Annotated in this window: 17 protein-coding genes; 5 read left to right on the top strand and 12 right to left on the bottom strand. The window is 59.1% G+C overall.

Features of this window, described 5'->3' with window-relative positions; all coding sequences use genetic code 11:
* The 3 genes from ACIREA_RS09895 to ACIREA_RS09885 form a co-directional block, all read left to right on the top strand.
* Positions 1 to 1,446 (top strand): sensor histidine kinase (locus ACIREA_RS09895; RefSeq protein WP_397382106.1); only part of this gene is annotated, 1,446 nt, incomplete at its 5' end.
* Complete coding sequence (locus ACIREA_RS09890) at positions 1,443 to 2,126, top strand: response regulator transcription factor (protein WP_397382105.1); 684 nt, start codon at positions 1,443 to 1,445, stop codon at positions 2,124 to 2,126. The genes ACIREA_RS09895 and ACIREA_RS09890, both read left to right, overlap by 4 nt.
* A 50-nt stretch (positions 2,127 to 2,176) precedes the next feature.
* A complete protein-coding gene (locus tag ACIREA_RS09885; protein WP_397382104.1) occupies positions 2,177 to 3,253 on the top strand; it encodes a dipeptidase in 1,077 nt (358 codons plus the stop codon).
* A 48-nt stretch (positions 3,254 to 3,301) separates the two neighbouring features.
* Here the strand turns inward: ACIREA_RS09885 and rtcA are convergent, their stop codons facing one another.
* Complete coding sequence (gene rtcA / locus ACIREA_RS09880) at positions 3,302 to 4,327, bottom strand: RNA 3'-terminal phosphate cyclase (RefSeq protein WP_397382103.1); 1,026 nt, start codon at positions 4,325 to 4,327, stop codon at positions 3,302 to 3,304.
* Between the two features lie 74 nt (positions 4,328 to 4,401).
* Positions 4,402 to 5,889: an RtcB family protein gene (locus ACIREA_RS09875; RefSeq protein WP_397382102.1), complete on the bottom strand. Its 1,488-nt coding sequence runs from the start codon at positions 5,887 to 5,889 to the stop codon at positions 4,402 to 4,404.
* Positions 5,890 to 6,098: 209 nt separating this feature from the next.
* On the opposite strand from ACIREA_RS09875, the gene rtcR reads away from it, so the two are divergent.
* Positions 6,099 to 7,703: an RNA repair transcriptional activator RtcR gene (gene rtcR / locus ACIREA_RS09870; RefSeq protein ID WP_397382101.1), complete on the top strand. Its 1,605-nt coding sequence runs from the start codon at positions 6,099 to 6,101 to the stop codon at positions 7,701 to 7,703.
* 9 nt (positions 7,704 to 7,712) lie between these two features.
* On the opposite strand, the gene ACIREA_RS09865 is transcribed toward rtcR, so the two are convergent.
* From ACIREA_RS09865 to ACIREA_RS09855, 3 genes are read right to left on the bottom strand one after another with little or no spacing between them, the layout of a single operon-like run.
* Positions 7,713 to 8,465 carry a pseudouridine synthase gene (locus tag ACIREA_RS09865; RefSeq protein WP_397382100.1) on the bottom strand — a complete coding sequence of 251 codons (753 nt, stop codon included), beginning with the start codon at positions 8,463 to 8,465 and terminating at the stop codon, positions 7,713 to 7,715.
* A gap of 9 nt (positions 8,466 to 8,474) precedes the next feature.
* Positions 8,475 to 9,599, bottom strand: a complete 1,125-nt coding sequence (gene rsgA, locus ACIREA_RS09860) for a ribosome small subunit-dependent GTPase A (protein WP_397382099.1) — start codon at positions 9,597 to 9,599, stop codon at positions 8,475 to 8,477.
* Positions 9,587 to 11,104 carry a glucan biosynthesis protein gene (locus ACIREA_RS09855; RefSeq protein ID WP_397382098.1) on the bottom strand — a complete coding sequence of 506 codons (1,518 nt, stop codon included), beginning with the start codon at positions 11,102 to 11,104 and terminating at the stop codon, positions 9,587 to 9,589. The genes rsgA and ACIREA_RS09855 overlap by 13 nt, the downstream gene beginning before the upstream one ends.
* A gap of 100 nt (positions 11,105 to 11,204) precedes the next feature.
* On the opposite strand from ACIREA_RS09855, the gene ACIREA_RS09850 reads away from it, so the two are divergent.
* The gene (locus ACIREA_RS09850; protein ID WP_397382097.1) at positions 11,205 to 11,828 is read left to right on the top strand and encodes a hypothetical protein; all 624 of its coding nucleotides are present in this window, start codon (positions 11,205 to 11,207) and stop codon (positions 11,826 to 11,828) included.
* Here ACIREA_RS09850 and ACIREA_RS09845 read toward each other — a convergent pair.
* The 7 genes from ACIREA_RS09845 to ACIREA_RS09815 form a co-directional block, all read right to left on the bottom strand.
* Positions 11,818 to 12,432, bottom strand: coding sequence for a family 16 glycoside hydrolase (locus tag ACIREA_RS09845; protein ID WP_397382096.1), 615 nt, complete (start codon positions 12,430 to 12,432; stop codon positions 11,818 to 11,820). The two genes, ACIREA_RS09850 and ACIREA_RS09845, sit on opposite strands and share 11 nt — an antisense overlap.
* The gene (locus tag ACIREA_RS09840; protein ID WP_397382095.1) at positions 12,429 to 13,034 is read right to left on the bottom strand and encodes a hypothetical protein; all 606 of its coding nucleotides are present in this window, start codon (positions 13,032 to 13,034) and stop codon (positions 12,429 to 12,431) included. The genes ACIREA_RS09845 and ACIREA_RS09840 overlap by 4 nt, the downstream gene beginning before the upstream one ends.
* A gap of 32 nt (positions 13,035 to 13,066) precedes the next feature.
* Positions 13,067 to 13,870 (bottom strand): C-terminal binding protein, encoded by an 804-nt coding sequence (locus ACIREA_RS09835; protein ID WP_397382094.1) that lies wholly within the window; start codon positions 13,868 to 13,870, stop codon positions 13,067 to 13,069.
* A 6-nt stretch (positions 13,871 to 13,876) separates the two neighbouring features.
* Positions 13,877 to 14,050, bottom strand: a complete 174-nt coding sequence (locus ACIREA_RS09830; RefSeq protein ID WP_397382093.1) for a hypothetical protein — start codon at positions 14,048 to 14,050, stop codon at positions 13,877 to 13,879.
* Positions 14,051 to 14,069: 19 nt separating this feature from the next.
* A complete protein-coding gene (locus tag ACIREA_RS09825) occupies positions 14,070 to 15,509 on the bottom strand; it encodes a DUF1501 domain-containing protein (protein ID WP_397382092.1) in 1,440 nt (479 codons plus the stop codon).
* Between the two features lie 11 nt (positions 15,510 to 15,520).
* A complete protein-coding gene (locus tag ACIREA_RS09820) occupies positions 15,521 to 16,948 on the bottom strand; it encodes a hypothetical protein (RefSeq protein ID WP_397382091.1) in 1,428 nt (475 codons plus the stop codon).
* On the bottom strand, positions 16,945 to 17,602 hold a 658-nt coding region (locus ACIREA_RS09815; protein WP_397382090.1), incomplete at its 5' end, for a cellulase family glycosylhydrolase. The genes ACIREA_RS09815 and ACIREA_RS09820, both read right to left, overlap by 4 nt.

The following is a 17,602-nucleotide window of genomic DNA, read 5'->3' as shown; positions in this document are numbered from 1 at the left end:
CTGATGTCTCAGCGGCTGGCCAAGCACCCATGGATTGCTCAGACGTGGTCTGTGACTGGCGAGGGGGAAACCGCTCCTGTCGAGTCTTTCGAGGGCCTGGCCCGATATCAGCCGGGGCAGATTTTCAAAGCCGAAGACCGCATCAAAGCCATTCTGGAATCCACGCGTAACCCGGACAGCATGCCGCAGTTTGTGTCAGTCCTGGAGGATGGCGGCCCGCCGTTTCAGCGTGTCTATGTTTCTGGCAAGCTTTCAGCCCTTCAACGGCGCTCATCTGAGTGGATGACGTACCTCAAGATGTTTGGCTACCACATTGACGACCGTCCGGTGCAAACAGAAACCCCCATGTCCTGGAGCGGCTGGCATGTGGGCGATTCCGTTTTCATGTACTGGCACCGGTTTGCCGACGGCAGCCTGAGCTGTGCCTTGCTGAACCCGCAAATGCTGATGAACTCCTTGTTTCAGCGCCTGCCGCAGCCGGGGCTGGCCATTCCTCCCGGCCGCATGATGCTGACGACGGTGAAAGGCATCCCGCTGCACGAATGGGGCAAACGTTTGCCCGGGTCTGAGCGCCCGCCGGCCGCGCATCGGGCCTGTTCGGAGCCGCTCTCACAATGGGAGATGGCCTACACGCCCGCGAATGAGGAGTTTCCAAAGCCCTACCTTTTTCCGATTCTGCTCGGTGTCAGTTCCGGCATCGTGCTCGTCTTTGTGGTGGGCTGGCTTTATTTCCATGAGAGCGCCAGTGAGATCCGCGTGGCGCAGCAGCGCGTGACTTTCGTCAATCAGATCTCTCATGAACTGAAGACGCCGCTGACCAACATCCGTCTCTATGCTGAAATGGCGGCGCATCGTGCGGAATCTCAGGGAGATACCATCGCGAAACGCCAGCTCGGTGTCGTGGAGGCAGAGACCTGCCGTCTGGACCGCCTGATCCAAAACGTGCTCAACTACGCCCGGCAGCAGCGTGACAAGCTGACTATCCAGTCCAAGCCGCTGTCGCTGGATCAAACCGTTTCGCGCATTGCCGATTTTTGGAAGCCGCTGCTGGAGACCAAGGGGTTTGAAATCGTCACCACCCTGAACGGGCCGGAGACCCTCATGGCTGACCCCGACGCCATCGAACAAATCCTCGGTAATCTCATTTCGAATGTCGATAAATACGCGAATGCCGGCAAGTGGATTGCCATTCATACGGAGCATGATGAGCGCAATGCCAGGATCATCGTGGAGGATCACGGCCCAGGCATCCCATCCGGCAAGCGCCGCACGGTTTTCGAGCCCTTTGAACGCCTCCGCTCCGACCTTGCTGAAGGCGTGAGCGGAACCGGCATCGGATTGACCATCTCACGCGAACTGGCACAATTGCATGGCGGTTCGCTTACGGTGTGTCCTAATTACCGCGACGGCGCACGCTTCATTCTCACCCTCCCCAACCAGTCATGACCAAAATACTCATCGCCGAAGACGACGACCACACGCGTGATGCCCTGCGCGAAGTGCTCACTATGGAGGGCTACCAAGTCATCCCTGCCAGCGACGGCCTGCAGGCGGTGGATTTTTTCCGCGCTGAAAACCCCGACTTCGTCTGCCTGGATGTGATGATGCCCGGCCTCAACGGCTATGAGGTGTGCAAGCAGATCCGCCGTCAGGATGAAAAAGTGCCCATTCTTTTTCTCACGGCCAAAGCCGAGGAGATCGACACGGTGCTCGGGCTTGAACTGGGCGCTGATGACTACATGACCAAGCCCTTTGGGGTGAAGGAGATCATCGCCCGCATCCGCGCCATTCTGCGGCGCACGGCATCGCGTGGTGGTGGCAGGACGGATGATGACTTCACCATGGACGATCTACGCATCGTGCCGACGGAGCTGCGCGCTTACCGCGACAAGGTGGAACTGGCCTTGAGCCCGCGTGATGTGAAAGTGCTGCGACTGCTTTATGACCGCCGTGGGAAGGTCATTGATCGCAATACTCTCGCGGACGAGGTGTGGGGGGTTGACTATTTCCCGGAAAGCCGTGCGCTGGACCAGCACATCTCTCAACTGCGCAAGCGCATCGAAAAAGACCCGGCTCAGCCGAGAATTATTCGCACTGTGCATGGTGCAGGCTATCGCTTTGAATGACATGTGATTGCGTCAGCGTAGAATGACGCTCACGTTTGTCATTCTCTCCCATGCTCACATTCGACGCCCACCTCGACCTCAGCCTCAACGCCCTCGGCGGATTCAATCGCGACCTTCGCCTGCCTGTACATGAGATTCGACGTCGTGAGGAAGGCATGACAGGCAAAGGCCGCGCCCGTGGCACCACCGCCTTTCCGGACATGAGGCGTGGCAAGGTGGGGCTCTGCGTAGCCACGCAGCTTGCGGGTTGCATGCCGGGACCATCTCCCATCGCAGGGTGGATGTCTGCGGAGCAGGCCTGGTCGGAGACACAGGGGCAGCTCTCGTGGTATCGGGCCATGGAGGAGGCGGGTGAGATGCGGCAGATCACCAATGTGCGCGAGCTTGATGAGATGATCGCGCTCTGGAATGACGAATCGATTCCCGATGACACCAAAGCCATTGGCTACATTCTCAGCCTCGAAGGTGCGGACTCCATCCGCAGCGTGGGACATCTTGAAAAAGCGTGGGAGCAGGGGCTGCGTGCCATGGGACCTGCGCACTATGGCGTGTGTCGTTATGCTTTGGGTCATGACAAGGTGGGGCCCCTGCCCGCCGGTGGCAAAGAGCTGATCCAGGAAATGGATCGGCTGGGAATGATCCTCGATGTGACGCATCTCAGCGATGAGTGCTTCTGGCAGGCGCTGGAAATTCATCAGGGCACCGTGTGGGCCAGCCATAGCAACTGCCGCGCCCTGGTTCCTGATCCGCGCCAGTTTTCGGATGACCAGATCAAAGCGCTCATCGCACGCGGCGGCGTCGTGGGTGCAGCGCTGGATGCGTGGATGATGGTTCCGGGCTGGATTCGTGGGAAGACGACTCCGCAGGAAGCCGGCCTCAAACTCGAGGTCATCTGCGACCACATTGATCATGTGTGCCAGCTTGCAGGCAACGCTTTGCACAGCGGCATCGGCACGGATCTCGATGGTGGCTATGGCACCGAGCAGACACCGGAGGATCTGGATACCATTGCGGATCTTTCCCACATCCCCGCCATGCTCGAAAAGCGTGGCTACAAGGCTGAGGACATCGCCAACATCATGCATGGCAACTACCTGCGCCTTCTGCGTGAAGCGTGGGCGGAGTGATGCGAAGAGACGAACATGAATGTTCGTCCTACAACTGGGCGCGGTGACTCAATCGCAGGTGATGCGTTTCTCGCCGGAGGCCAGTTCTTCCACCGCAAACTTCATGGGCAGGAACTGCTCGATCAGCGCCATGTTCGTCCGTGTGTGGTCACTGATCGCCAGCGTGTGAAACACGCCGCCGCCTGCCAACGCCATGGGCAGCAGCAGTTGATCGGCGAGATGCACTCCCACGGGCGCGGATAAGGCGAGGTACGAGCGCAGTCCTTTCGCAGCGCCTGTGGCCACGGCTTCAGACGATTTGCCATGCTGCGCAATGCCACTGCTGATCTCGCACACGTTTTCAAAGCGTGCGCCGAGGAGGATGGTATTGCCGGGCCCAGGGCTGTCATTGGCGTAGCGAAGTTCAATGGCGTTGTCCGGCCAGGCGAGGAGAGCGGAGGCCGTCGCGATTTCGCGTTCGGCGATGTCGCGGTGAAGATGCGCATGGAGGACACGACCGAACGTTTCCACCGCGTCTCCGCGATCGATCAGCTTGAGCTTTTTCCACTTTTTGAGGGGATGGATTTCTGCCGTGATAACACCGCCACCTGCCTGCATGAATCCATGACGCTCCAGCGAGGCGGTGGCCTTCACGCCCATGCGCTGAACCACTGGCAGATAGCATTGCTCGATGAATTCAAACGGAGGAGCCATCGGATTGTGCGTACCGCCTTCGATTCGCAGCGTGCTTGAGGCTTCCGCATGGAGCAACGCGGGCAGCAGGGTCTGCAACACGAGGGTGGTGCTGCCGCCGGAGCCGATGGGGAAGGAGTAAGTACCGCCCACGACTTTCCCAGGGTGGAACACGAGTTCCACCGATCCGAGTTCCGCGCCATCGACGCTCGCTTCGCAGACTTCTGCGGCGGCTTTCACGCAGGTGAGATGCTGACGCATCAGCCCGGGCTTGGGCCGCTTGCCACGGATGTTCGTCATCCGAAATGGACGACCGGTGACGAGGGACAGGGAGAGCGAGGAGCGCAGGAGCTGGCCGCCGCCGGAGTCGCCGGAGATTTGGAGGATAGGGGTGGATTTCACGAATATTAGACAAAAGGTACTAGGTCATAAAGAGATGCCTGCCCCAGGGTTATCCATGGGGCAGGCAAGAGTGCTTAATCATCCGCCTCCGCTGCGTCTTTGATGACGAAGCGGGCTTTGAGTTTGCAGACCTGCTGGGCCAGACCGGCGGCTTCGACACTGCGGAGGACTTCTTTGAAATCCTTGTAGGCGTTGGGGGCTTCGTCGATCGGGTACTGGCGGGCGTTGTAAAGGATGTCGTGGGTTTCGAAGTCGGCATCCACGCTCTTTTGATCGAGCGTGCGTGCGGCGGCTTTGCGGCCCATGCAACGACCGGCACCGTGGTTCACGCTGTAGCAGCTTTTCACGGCATCGGGCTTCGCCACCATCACCACGGAGCCATCGCGCGGGTTTCCCGGCAGCAGGATTGGGTGACCGGTGTTGGCGAACGGAGTGTCCTTCAGTGCGTGGTGGCCACCGGGGAAGGCACGCGTGGCGCCTTTGCGGTGGACCCAGGCGAGCTGGTTGTCCACGACCTCCTGACGGGCGATGTTGTGGCTGATGAAGTAAACGAGCTGGCCTTTGGTACCTGGCAGCACTTCCTGGAAGGCCTCCAGCACGAGGGCATTGATGAGCATGTGGTTCACGGTGGCGAAGTTCGCCCCGAGAGCCATGTCATCGAGATAGGCGTCCGCTTCGGGAGTACCGAGCGGTGCATAAACGAGCTGTTTGTCATCGGCAGGAAACGACAGACCCCAGGTGCGGAAGAAGCCTTCCAGCGACTTGAACTGGCGCTGAGCCAGGATGTTGCCGAACCCGCGGGACCCACAGTGGCTGAGGAAGGCGACGTGATTGTCCTGCAGGCCGAAGACCTCGGCGGTCTGGCGCATTGCTGGATCATCGGCAAGCTGCACGACCTCGCACTCACCGAAGTGGTTTCCACCTCCGTAGGAGCCGAGCTGCATCATCTTGTTTTCGAAACCGGCGAAGCCGTTGAAGGAGCGCATCTTGTCGAGTCGCTCGTTCAACGTGGAGACGTTTCCATCGTGGCCGAGGTGCGTGCCGTCTTCGCAGCGCAGCGCCCACTCGGACGGGATGCCGAGTGCTTCGCACACGCTCTTGCTCGCGCCTTCGGTGCACACCTGCACACCTAGATCGGCGGAGACGCGGCGCGATTTTTTTGCCTCGCGCTGACCACGGCCAGCGCCGGTTGGGGTGCGCAGCAAGATGGCGTCGATGAGCTGACGGCGGATCGCTTTGTCCATAATCGCATCGGCAGGGATGTTCATCTGCAGCAGGGACATGGAGCACTTGATGTCCACGCCCACGGGACCTGGATAGATGTGGGTTGGAGAAACCATCACGCAGCCGACCGGGGCACCGTAACCGGCATGCGCGTCGGGATTGAGCACGAGATCGGTCACGCCAGGAGCGGAGCGCGAGTTGAGAGCCTGATCGATGCAGGTTTGGTCAAAGCCGGAGCGAATCGCCTCCGTACCGATCACGGTGATCGGTTTACCTGCGTTGTTGCGGGCAGGCAGAATGGCTTCGGCTTCGGCGATGATGTGGAATGGGGATGTCATGGTTGAAGATGGAAATTGGTGGTGACGACTAGTTGTTGCGTACCAATACCCATTGCTAGGGGCGTGCCAAAATCATGCATGGCGGGATAGGATGAGGCTGGAGGCCTTGTAGAATAGGGGAAAGAAAATAATTTTGGCCTTTCCATCCACAATTCAGCCGATTGTTTAATCCCCATTTACTTATCCCCTTGGATAGTTATTTATCTTCTGTGCGATCAAACAAGCCTATTATCACCTTCGGATTCCTTGGTTCAAACTTGGACCGTGCTACGGGAGCGGAAAGATGGTCGAGATGGCGACCTACGGTGGCGATGTGTCAGCAGGAGGATTTGGTGATTTCGCGGCTGGAACTGCTGGCAGAACCGAAGTTTGCGGATCTGGCGCAGCAGGTGAAGGCGGACATCGAGAAGGTGTCGCCTGAGACGACGGTGGTGGTGCATGAATTCGCGCTGAAGGATCCTTGGGATTTTCAGGAGGTGTATGAGCGGCTCTATGACTTCGTGCGTGGTTATCCCTTCGATCCAGAGAAGGCGGATTACTTGATCCACCTCACGACTGGAACGCATGTGGCGCAGATTTGCTGGTTTCTGCTCAATGAGGCGAACTTCATCCCGGCCCGGTTGCTGCAAACCTCGCCGTCACGCGAGAGCGGACGTGATGCGAAGGCTTCGGGGCGTTATGAGATTATTGATCTCGATCTCTCGAAGTATGACCGTCTTTCCACCCGCTTTGCGCAGGAACAGGAGCGCACGTTGGATTTTCTGAAGAGCGGCATCGCTACGAAGAGCAAGGGCTTCAACAAACTCATCGAGCAGATTGAGCTGGTGGCTGTGAACTCCAAAGCGCCCATTCTCATCATGGGGCCGACGGGTGCGGGAAAATCCATGCTGGCCAGCCGCATCTACGATCTGCGGCGTTCGCGCGCGGGGCTTGGTGGCAGGTTTGTCGAAGTGAACTGCGCCACGCTGCGCGGTGATCACGCGATGTCGGCGCTCTTTGGTCATAAGCGCGGTTCTTTCACGGGTGCGCAGTCGGACCGACTTGGATTGCTGAAGGAAGCTGACAAGGGTCTCATCTTCCTGGATGAGATCGGCGAGCTCGGCCTTGATGAGCAGGCGATGCTGCTGCGGGCGCTTGAGGACAAGACGTTCCTGCCAATGGGCAGCGACAAGGCGGTGCAGAGTGATTTTCAACTCATCGCGGGAACGAATCGTGATCTGCGCACACAGGTCGCGACTGGCAAATTTCGCGATGACCTTCTCGCCCGCATCAATCTGTGGACCTTCACGCTGCCGAGCCTTGCTGAGAGGCGAGAAGATATCGCCGCGAATCTCGATTTCGAACTGGAGCGCTTTGCGAAATCGCACCGCCGCCAGGTGCGGATGAACAAAGAAGCCCGCGATGCCTTCCTCAATTTTGCCCGCAGTCCCGAGGCGAAATGGAGCGCCAATTTCCGCGATCTGAATGCGGCGGTGACACGCATGGCCACACTGGCCCCCAGAGGCAGGATCACCGTGGAATGTGTGGAGACGGAGGCTGCGCGATTGCGTGAAGGCTGGCGGGATGCTGGTGATCAGTCATCAAGCCGGGAGAACGCCGCACTCAGCAAGGTTCAGAGGGAGGAGATTGATCCCTTTGATCTGGCGCAGCTGGACTTTGTTTTGCAGGTGTGCCGGGAAAGTAAAACGCTCTCTGATGCCGGAAGGAAGCTGTTCGCTGTCTCGCGCGCCAAGCGCAGCAAAATGAATGACGCTGACCGGCTCAAAAAATACCTGGCACGCTTCAAACTGAGTTGGGATCAGTTAATGCAGTGATGACGCGGCTTACCGCAACTCCTGCGGCTCGCGTGATTTCAGGACTTCGTACTTCGTGAGCTCACGCCACTGGCCTTTTTGCAGGTTTCCCAGAACGAGCATGCCAATTTTGACGCGCACTAGGCGAAGAACTTCGATGTTAAAGGCTTCGAGCAGGCGGCGGATGTGGCGGTTGCGACCTTCATCGAGGACGACTTCCAGCCAGATGTTCTTTTCGCCAGAGCGGAGGATTTTGATGACTTTGGCGGAGAGGTGGTCGCCTTGCCCCTCGTCTACGACCCCTTGCCTGATCAGAGCGAGGCGCTTCTCATCGAGGGTGCCGCTGATTTGAACGTGGTAGGTTTTGTCGAGATGCGTGTCGGGATTGGTGATGGTGTCCGCCCAGACGTTGTCATTGGTGAAGAGGAGCATGCCTTCGCTGGCTTTGTCCAGCCGGCCCACGGGAGAGAGGTGTGGCAGCTTGGAATTTTCAAAGCAGGAGAAGACCGTCTCGCGGCCGAGTTCGTCCGAGGCGCTGGTGACGAGGCCGCGCGGCTTGTTGAGCATGACGTAGAGACGCGGTGCCTGATTGATGCTGACGTCGTCCATGATGATGACGTCTTTTTTGAGGATCACGGGGAACTCGGGATTCTTCCGAACGACGAGGTTCACCTTCACCTTGCCCATGCGGATCAGTTCGGTGGCACGGCTGCGCGAGCAGAAGCCGAGCTTTGACATGGCGCGGGCGAGGCCGGTACGGGTAGGAGGAGGCTGGGGAGGCATGGGTGCAGATTACTTGCGAGGCTTTAAATCGCGCTCGATATCCTCGCGATCGACACGATTGCGTGCCTTGATTTTGTGATCGCGTTTGTTGCGGCGTTCGACGGTCATCTGGCGCTTTTTGCGCTGTTTGCGCAGCTTGGCAATTTCATCCTCCAGCTTCAGATAGCCTTCGTAGCGTTCGGCATCCAGAATTCCGGACTCCACGGCGGTGCGGATGGCGCAGCCGGCATCGGTGCCGTGCTTGCAGTCATGGTATTTGCAACGCTGGGCGAGTTCTTCGATGTCGGCAAAACGTTCGCGCAGCGTGGTTTCATTCGTCCACATCTGCACCTCTTTGATGCCGGGGTTGTCGATGAGGATGCCGCCCCTGTCGAGCACGAGCAGCTCACGTGCCGTGGTGGTATGGCGGCCTTTGCCGGTGACTTCGTTCACTTCATCCACCCACTGCCAGTCTTCACCCAGCAGGAGATTGACGAGCGCGGACTTGCCGACACCGCTGGAGCCGATCACAGCCACGCTCTGGCCGCGCTTGAGATAGTCTTTCAGCACCTTGAGACCCTTGCGCTTTTTCACGCTGGTCACATGCACGTCAGCATCGGCATTGAGAGCACGAATGGCCTCGGCGGCTTCCTGGTTTTGCTTGTCGGGATAGAGGTCGGCCTTGTTGACCAAGACGACGGCTTTAGCACCACTTCGGGAGATGAGCGTGAAGTAGCGCTCCATGCGGCGCAAGCTGTAGTCTGGCCCGGAATCGGTGACGACGATCACGGCATCCACATTTGCGGCGATCACCTGCTCCTCGGCACTGAAGCCGGAGGCTTTGCGTGAGAAGCAGGTCTGGCGTGGCAGACGGGCGCGGATGATGTTGTCACCGTTTTCGCCGCCGACTTCCAGTGCCACCCAGTCGCCTACGGCAGGCAGCTCGGCATCTGTTTCAGCATCGTGGTAAACTTTGCCCCCCAGGATAACCTCAAACTCATCGAAGCCGTTGGTGCCATCCTCAAGCAGCGCACCATAGCTGATCTTGTTGTCACGGATCAGGCGCGCAGGTTTCCAGCCCTGCTCGCGAAACGGCTCGAAGTGTTTCGCGAAGAACTCGTTCCAGCCCAGATCGGTGAGACTTAGCGACGCCATTGATACATCCAGCGTTCAGAAATGACCTTCTTTTCCTCTTTCAGCTCCATCATGATTTCCAGCAGGTTGGTGGTCTCGGGAATGTCGAGCTTGAAGAAAGCCCGCCAGCCGCCGGTCTCGTTGTTGCGCATCACGCGCTTGTCCAGAACCTTGCCTTCGCCAGCACTGAGAACGACATCGATGTCGGGCGTCCAGTCCTTGGGTTTGGCCGCGCCATTCTCAGCGCCTTTGGCAAAATCCACGACATAAAGGTGATCGTCTGAGTCCATCACAAAGCCACGGCGTGAGCTGATGACTCTGCACAGCGCGCCTGGCAGATGTTGATCGAGCCAGTGGAGCTTGTACTCGACTTTGAGAGGCTCTGCAGGTGTCGCGGGCAGGTGCGCCGGCTTCCACATGGCCACGATGTTGTCCCAGGTCTCTTCACCGCTGGAGAGTTCGACGAGTGTCACCGCACCTTTGCCAAATCCGCTCACCGGTTCCACCCATACCGCCGGGCGGCGATGATAGTTGGCTTCGAGATCCTGGAAGTTGTTGAAGTCACGATCCCGCTCAGCAAGGCCGAAGCCCTTGAGGTTGTCCGTTTCAAAAATGCTCAGGCGCAAGTCCCGGCTGACATCCAGCGGACGCCAGATGGACGGGCCGTCCTTGATCTCGACCTGCAAACCGTCCGAATCATGCACTTCGGGGCGGAAGTCGTAAGGTTTCGGATGCGAGTTCTCGCCGAACCAGAACATGCTCGAAAAGGGTGCGATGCCCAGCATCTTGACGGGCTTGCGCAAATGCAGCGCAGCCTTGATCCTCATCTCGGTGCTGACTCCGGGAGTGGATTCGAACTCATACGCGCCGGTGATGCTCGGGCCATTCAGCAGCGCGAGCAGTTTGAATGATTTTTCTCCTGCCTTGGGTTCCTTGAACCAGAAATGGGTGAAGTCGGGGAATTCTTCGGGTTCGCCGCCGATCGTGTTCACCGCCACGCCGCGCGCGGAGATGCCGTAGCCGAGCTGCGTGGTGACGGCGCGGTAGTAGCTGGCGCCCATGAAAACCATGAACTCGAAGGGACGCTTCACCAGGGAGTCGGGTGCCAGCACGCGAAACCCCGCGTAGCCGACGGGATTCTTGGCACCCGCAGGCACCTTGAGGCCGCCATAGTCAAAGTGGCTGCCATCAAAAGGCACACCGACGGTCTGAGGTTCCTTGATGTTGTAAAAGACGACCGGTTTCTTGAACATCCAGCCTGGGTGGAAGAACTCGACACGGAATGCATCTCCCTGCTCGGCAAACAAGGCCTTGTCACGCAGGAACCGGATCTGCCGGTGACCATCGTATTTCAGCCCCTCGAAAAACGGATCGAGCTGCTGCGTGGGCGACTGATACGGCTGCAGCGCCAGTTGCGCGGCCACTTTTTCGAGGTCGGCAAAGCTTTTGACGGATTCCAGAGTGATCTGAGCCTGGCTCGGCGAAGCGGAAAGAACCAGGGCGGCAAACGGAAGGATGAATTTCATGCGGGAGGGGTGTGCTAGGATGCAGCACACAGAGTGCCAGTCAACCGGTGTAGCAGGAAGCTCTTGCCAAAGGCCCGGCCAGGCGTTGCATGCGTACCGCATGCCCCCTGCCCCTCTCGCGAAGCTGCTGCCAGTCATCCTGTTCAATGCTGCCTACATGATGGCGGCGATCATCGGGGCCATTGTTCAAGGCAACCGTGAGTTCATTTTCTACATCGTGGTCATGGTCATTTTGATCGGGGTCATAGGCACCGTACATCGCCGCGTGCAGCTCACGGTGCCGCTGCTCTGGGCCTTTTCGGTTTGGGGGCTTGCCCACATGGCAGGCGGTCTGTGCCCCCTGCCCTCCGACTGGCCCTACAATGGGGACCAGGCGGTGCTGTACAGCTGGTGGATCGTGCCGCAGTGGCTGAAATACGACCAGATCGTGCATGCCTATGGCTTTGGCGTCACCACCTGGCTCTGCTGGCATCTTTTGAGCAAGGCACTGCGTCAGCCGGATGGCAGCGCGGTGCGCCCCACGTTTGGCATGCTGACTCTGTGCGCGGCGGGTGGCATGGGTTTCGGCGCGCTGAACGAGGTGATCGAGTTCATCGCTGTCTTGACGATCCCCAACACGAACGTGGGCGGCTACGAAAATACGGGCTGGGATCTCGTTTCGAACCTCATCGGGACGGTGATCGCGGCGGTGATCATCCGCTGCCGCGGCCCGGTCAGCCGGTGATTTTCAGGCCCCGAAACTCCAGCGCGCCTGCTTTTTCGCCTTCAGGTCCACCCGAATCCCCGCCCAGACCGAAGGTCTGCTTTTCCTCGGCGATGCAGGGATGGCTCGCGTTGATGGTCTTGCCATCGATGGAGGCGGTGATGGTTTCGCCCTTGAATTCAATCTTCACGTGATGCCAGTCACCCACGGCAAGGATGTTGGATTGTTTGAGGAGTTCCACGTTCTCGCCCTTTTTCGGATGAGCCAGGATGCGCAGCGTGTCCGTGCCCATGACAAGGTGGACGATGTGCCCGCGCTCCTGCGAACCATTGAAGATGATGCCGGCAAAGGTCGCCTTTCCTTCCAGCCTGAAGTCGCATTCGATGACGGAGTCTTTGAGAGGGAGTTTTCGCACCTTCACCGGACCATGCCGTCGTGGGCCAGATTCAAAACCGCGCAGCACACCGTCCTTTGCCGTCCAGGTGCCAAGCCCCCAGAACCAGTCTTTGGAGAGTTCGGTGGTGAAGGATTCTTCGAGCAGGGTATGCGGCTCGGCGCTCTGGATTTCACCACAGAGGACGCCGAGCAGCGCGAAGAGGGCGCAGATAAAGTGCCTGCGGCTCATGGTTTCGCCTCACCGCTGATCTTGAGATTGCGTACCTTCACGGACTTACCGGCAGCCAGCCAGCTTCGAGCCTTTGGTGTCGCCAAATATGGATGCTGCGCCTTCAGTTCCTGGCCATCGAGATTGGCAGCCATTTGATCTCCATGCCATTCAACGCGCAGCTTGTGCCACTCGCCTGCTTTCACTGTCATCGGCAGCTTGGCAATGGTGTGTGAGGGTGCCACGGAATCTTCCGCGATGCTCAGACCTCCTGCTGCAACCACCACACGGCCCACATGTTTGCTGGAATCACAACCCACCAGGAAGCTGCCCGGGCCTTCGATCAAGAACTCCACTTCGATGGTGGCGCTGGCGAGGCCCGCTTTGTGATGCAGCACCGGGATGTGCTTCTGCTCCGGCAGATCCAGCACGCTGAGGACGCCGCCTTCGGGTGTCCATTTGCCTTTGGCGATGCTGAAACTGGAGTCCAACGGTGCCTTGAAATCTGGCGTGGCGAGTACAGGCAGAACGTGATCGTGCAGCAGCGGTTTGGTGTCTTGAGCCAGAGCAGCTGAAGCAATAGTCAGTGCAAGAGAAGCAACGAAAAAGGAGCGGAGATTCATGGGATGTTAAGTACAGCTCACGACGGAGCTATTCAGGAGCAAACGCCATTCACCACATTTTCTAGCGGTTCATTACGCACTGCGGCGAGAGCAATGCGGGCGGAGGTGCTGCGCATTTCGATCTTGCTCTCCACGCTGCAAAACGCGGCGTGGCAGGTGGCGATGAGATTTGGCGTAGCGGCTTCATCAGCGGTGCGAAGTGGTTCATCTTCGATGACATCGAGCCCGGCGCCTGCGATGCGGTTTTCGCGCAGCGCAGCGAGGATGGCGGTCTTCTTGATGACGGCGCCGCGTGCGGTATTCACGACAAAGGCTGAGGACTTGAGCAGGGCTAGTTCATGCTCGGCAATGAGGTGCCGTGTTTCTTCATTCAACGGGCAATGCAGCGAGAGGACGTCGGTTTGCGCGAGGAGTTCTTCAAGGGGGCGCACACGGGTGATGCCGACAGCTTTGTCGGCGCCATTGGCAAGATAGGGATCGTGGAAGATGACGCGGAAGCCAAGGGCTTTGGCACGAAGGGCCGTTGCGGTGCCGATGCGCCCCAGGCCGACTATGCCGAAGGTGAGAGTGCTGAGGCGGCGGAGTTTCGGCGTGACGCGGATGTTCCAGCCGAGCTGTTTGGCTTCGGCATCCAGCGGCAAGATTTGCCGGCACAGCGCCATGGCGAGAGCGATGGCGTGATCGGCCACTTCTTCGGTGCCGTAATCCGGCACATTGCACACGGCGATGCCACGCTCACGTGCTGCGGCAACGTCTACACTATCGAAGCCAACGCCATTGCGGATGATGGCGCGGCAGTTCTGGAGCTTTGCGATGCCTTTGGCCGTGAGCGGCATGTTGTGTCAGATGATGATGGCGTTTGCGCTGCAGATTTCGTCGGTCAAATCGGCGTCGGTTTCGCAGAGGGTGCGGGTGACATGCGCGGCACCGCCGATGATCTGGCGTTCGATGGTAGATTCGGGATCACCTTGTGGGGAGGTGGTCCAGTCGATGATGGCGATGTGAAGTCGGGACATGTGAAAATGAAGTGAGAAGCTATGCGAGAATATCTTTGATGACGTGCCCATGCACATCGGTGAGCCGACGGTTGATGCCGTTGTTGTAGAAGCTGAGTTTTTCGTGGTCTATGCCGAGCTGGTGCAGCGCGGTGGCGTGGAGATCGTAGCAATAGGCTGGGTTCTCGGCCGCCTTGGAGCCGAGATCGTCGGTGCTGCCATACGCCGTGCCGCCTTGAACGCCACCACCAGCCATCCAGGCGGTGAAGGCGCCGGGATTGTGATCGCGCCCCTTGCCTTGGGCCGCAGGCTGGCGGCCAAATTCGCTGGTGCAGATGACGAGTGTGCTGTCGATCATGCCGCGTGATTTCAGATCACGCAGCAGAGCGGCAGCGCCGGAGTCGAGCACCTGGCCCCAGTAGCCGTGGTCGCGCACGAGGTCTTCGTGGCTGTCCCAGTTGGGGCGGATTTTTTTAGCCGTGGTGTTTTCCGCACCGCAGTAGATCTGCACGAAACGCACACCGCGTTCGACGAGCCGACGCGCCAAAAGACACTGCCGGCCAAAGGGGCCGATGTCTTCGTGATCGAGTTGGTAGAGCTGCTTGGTGACATACGTTTCGCCACGGAGATCGGTGACTTCAGGAGCGCTGAGTTGCAGACGTGCCGCGAGTTCATAGGCGGCAATGCGGGCCTCGAGCTCGGTGTTGCCGGCGCGTTCGGCGGCATGCGCGCGATTGAGGGTTTGCAGAAAATCGCGGCTGGTCTGCTCGGTATCGCCACGCAGTTGCGCGAAGCTTTCGGGTGGAAAGAGATCGGCAATGGGCGGCTTTTCAGCATCGGTCTGCAACGTTGTCCCCTGATGCACGGCGGGAAGAAAGCCCGCGCCCCAGTTGATCACACCGCCGGGCGGCAGGCCGCGCTGATCAGGCAGCACGACGAACGCGGGTAGGTTCTCGCTCTCGCTGCCGAGACCGTAGGTGACCCAGGCACCCATGCTGGGAAAGCCGGGCAGGATGAAGCCGGTGTTTGCCATGAACATGGCAGGGCCATGCAGCGCGCTCTTGCTCTGCATCGAGTGAATGAAGGCCATGTCATCGACGCAAGTCGCGAGCTGCGGGAAGAGATCGCTGATCCAGCGTCCACACTGACCATGCTGACGAAACGGCCAGTAGCTGCCCTGGCAGTTGCCCGGCTTGGAGGCGAAGAACTGCATCTTGCCATCAGGATCGAACGGTTTGCCGCTGCGCTTGGCCAGCTCTGGTTTGTAATCCCACGAGTCCACATGACTGAGGCCGCCGGGGCAGAAAATCTGGATCACCGCACGCGCCTTCGCCGGCAAGGGAGGTCGCCTGGCTGAAAGTGGATTGGTAGCGGCCCGAGTGTCCTGCTCCAGCAGGGAAGCAAGTGCGATGCTGCCGAAACCGCCGCCGATTTTCTGGAGGAAGTCGCGGCGGGATGGGCCGGAGAAATGAGTGCTCATAAGGGTGTGAGTTAGCGAATCCAAATGCCTTTGCCGCTGCCGCCTTTGGGAGTGGTCTTTGGGTAGTCAGGGTTGGGTTTCAATTCGATGACGTGGACAACCTGCTCCGTGGACAAATCAGTCGCTGCTCCTTGAGGGCGAACGCCAGAGACATTCAGACTGCGCACGGTGCAATCGAGGTCAGGGGAGAAGATTTCGGTCCAGGTGGCCGGGTCGTCTGACTTGTGTTTGTAGGTCTGTGATTTCGGGCCGAGTTCGATGAGGTGATACTCTTCGGCGAATGGAAAATTGAGCTTCACGTCGCGAACGGTCAGGCCATCGGTGTTGGCGTGGATTTGAATGCTGCCGGGGCGGTTGAAGGTGAGGTTTTCGAAAACGATGTCGCTCAGCGAGCCGATGCCGGCGCTGGCGTCGTTGTCGCTTCCGACTTCGAGGTTGGGCTGGTCGTAGAGTTTGAAGTCGCTGATGTCGGTGATGCCGCGCACGGTGATGTCATGGATGGGACAGTCGAGTGTCGTGCCGTCGCTGAAGCGTTTCACGCCGGGGAGCATGCGGATGGAATTTGCCGATGGGACGCCATCAGGCGAGCCATGAACATCTTCGATGACGATGTGATGAATGGCCCCAAAGCTGGGCGCGTAGTTTTTCCATTCCCAGGCGTTCAGAGCGACGGCGTCATCGTGTGAAACACCGCTCACGCGACGGATGAGACCATGGCTCGCGGGAGCGTTCACATGCACGCCATCGCGTCCGTGACGATCTAGCGTGACGCCATCGACGGTAAAGTCCCTGACGTTGGCCAGTTGCACCGCGAAGGCTCGGCTCTGGCGTACGGTGATGTTTCGCACGATCACATGACGCACGTTGTGAAGAAGGATGACGCCATGCGTTCCGGGCACGGGGTCTTTCTTTGAAGATAAGCCACGATGGTTGCCATTGCTGTCCTTCACGCCATTTGCCAACGTCGTCCAGATGCCGCCTTCGATCATGATGTGCGTGTCTGGCTTAGTGTCTTCAGGCACCGGTTGGTCCGCGAAGCCGACAATGTGCTCGTTGCGTACCATGCAGGTGTTGGAGCCGGGTTTCATTCGGATCTCAGCCGTCGGATCGGCGCTGAGTTTCTGTCCAGATTTCAAGACGAGCGGGCCATCGAGGTAATAGGGCTTCGCTTGCGCCGGAATGTGCAGCGTCCCTTGGGCGTCGAGCGCCCCTTGCATGGCCTGCGTCCACACTTCGGCGGTAACGTTGCGCGTTTCGATTTTACCGGAGGCATCTGGCCATTTCTCGGTCCAAGTTTCGGTGCGTACGAGATACAGCCACGCGCTCAGAGGCTTCTCCTCGGCATGCAGCATGAGCAGCGGCGCGAGCAGCAGGGCGGTGAGGAGGGTGTGTTTCACGCTCATGCGTTGTGTCTCCGGTTCGTTTGATTTGACGGTCATGCCTTCTCCCAGGGCGCGCGGAGCTTGGGTTTCTCGGTGAGGAACTCCAGGCCAGGGCGCAGCTTGCCGTCCTTGGTGAAGTAAGGATGAAACCCCTGGCCGTTGATGCCATTGCCATCGTAACGGTCGCGACGCGTGGAGATGGCGAGGCCTTCTCGCAAGGCCCAACCCATCCAGCCGAAGCCGGCATCGCTGAGCAAGGTGGTGTAATACTTCGCCACTTCGGCGCGAGTGACATCATCGAGGCAGCCGGGGATGGTTTCGTTGACGAGCAAGGGTTTGCCGTGAGTCTGGCGCAGCGACTGATAAGCGGTGATGAGTTGTTCCAGGCCATCGCGGTTGCGCTCATAAGGATGGGCGCAAAGCACGTCCATGAGCGGCGCGAAGGTTTCGATGTTTCCCGTTCTGCCTCGATTACCGTTCATGGTGCCGATGGTGATGGGCTGCTGGACGCCACAAGCACGCACGGTGGCGGCAATCTGGCTGAGCCAGGCGAACTCGCGCTTGTTCGGATCGCTATTCAAGTCGTGAGCCTGGGGTTCGTTGCAGAGATCCCAGATGAGGATGCGATCATCTTTGGCCAGTGGTGTGACGAGCGCCTTCACATAATCCAATGGCTGGCTCCATCCAGGCTTTATGTTTTCAAAATAGGTG

It is taken from the genome of Prosthecobacter sp. (genome assembly GCF_044373815.1).
Lineage (GTDB): Bacteria > Verrucomicrobiota > Verrucomicrobiia > Verrucomicrobiales > Verrucomicrobiaceae > Prosthecobacter.
The sequence above is the reverse complement of the archived record's forward strand: the minus strand, read 5'-3'. Positions and strand labels throughout refer to the sequence as shown.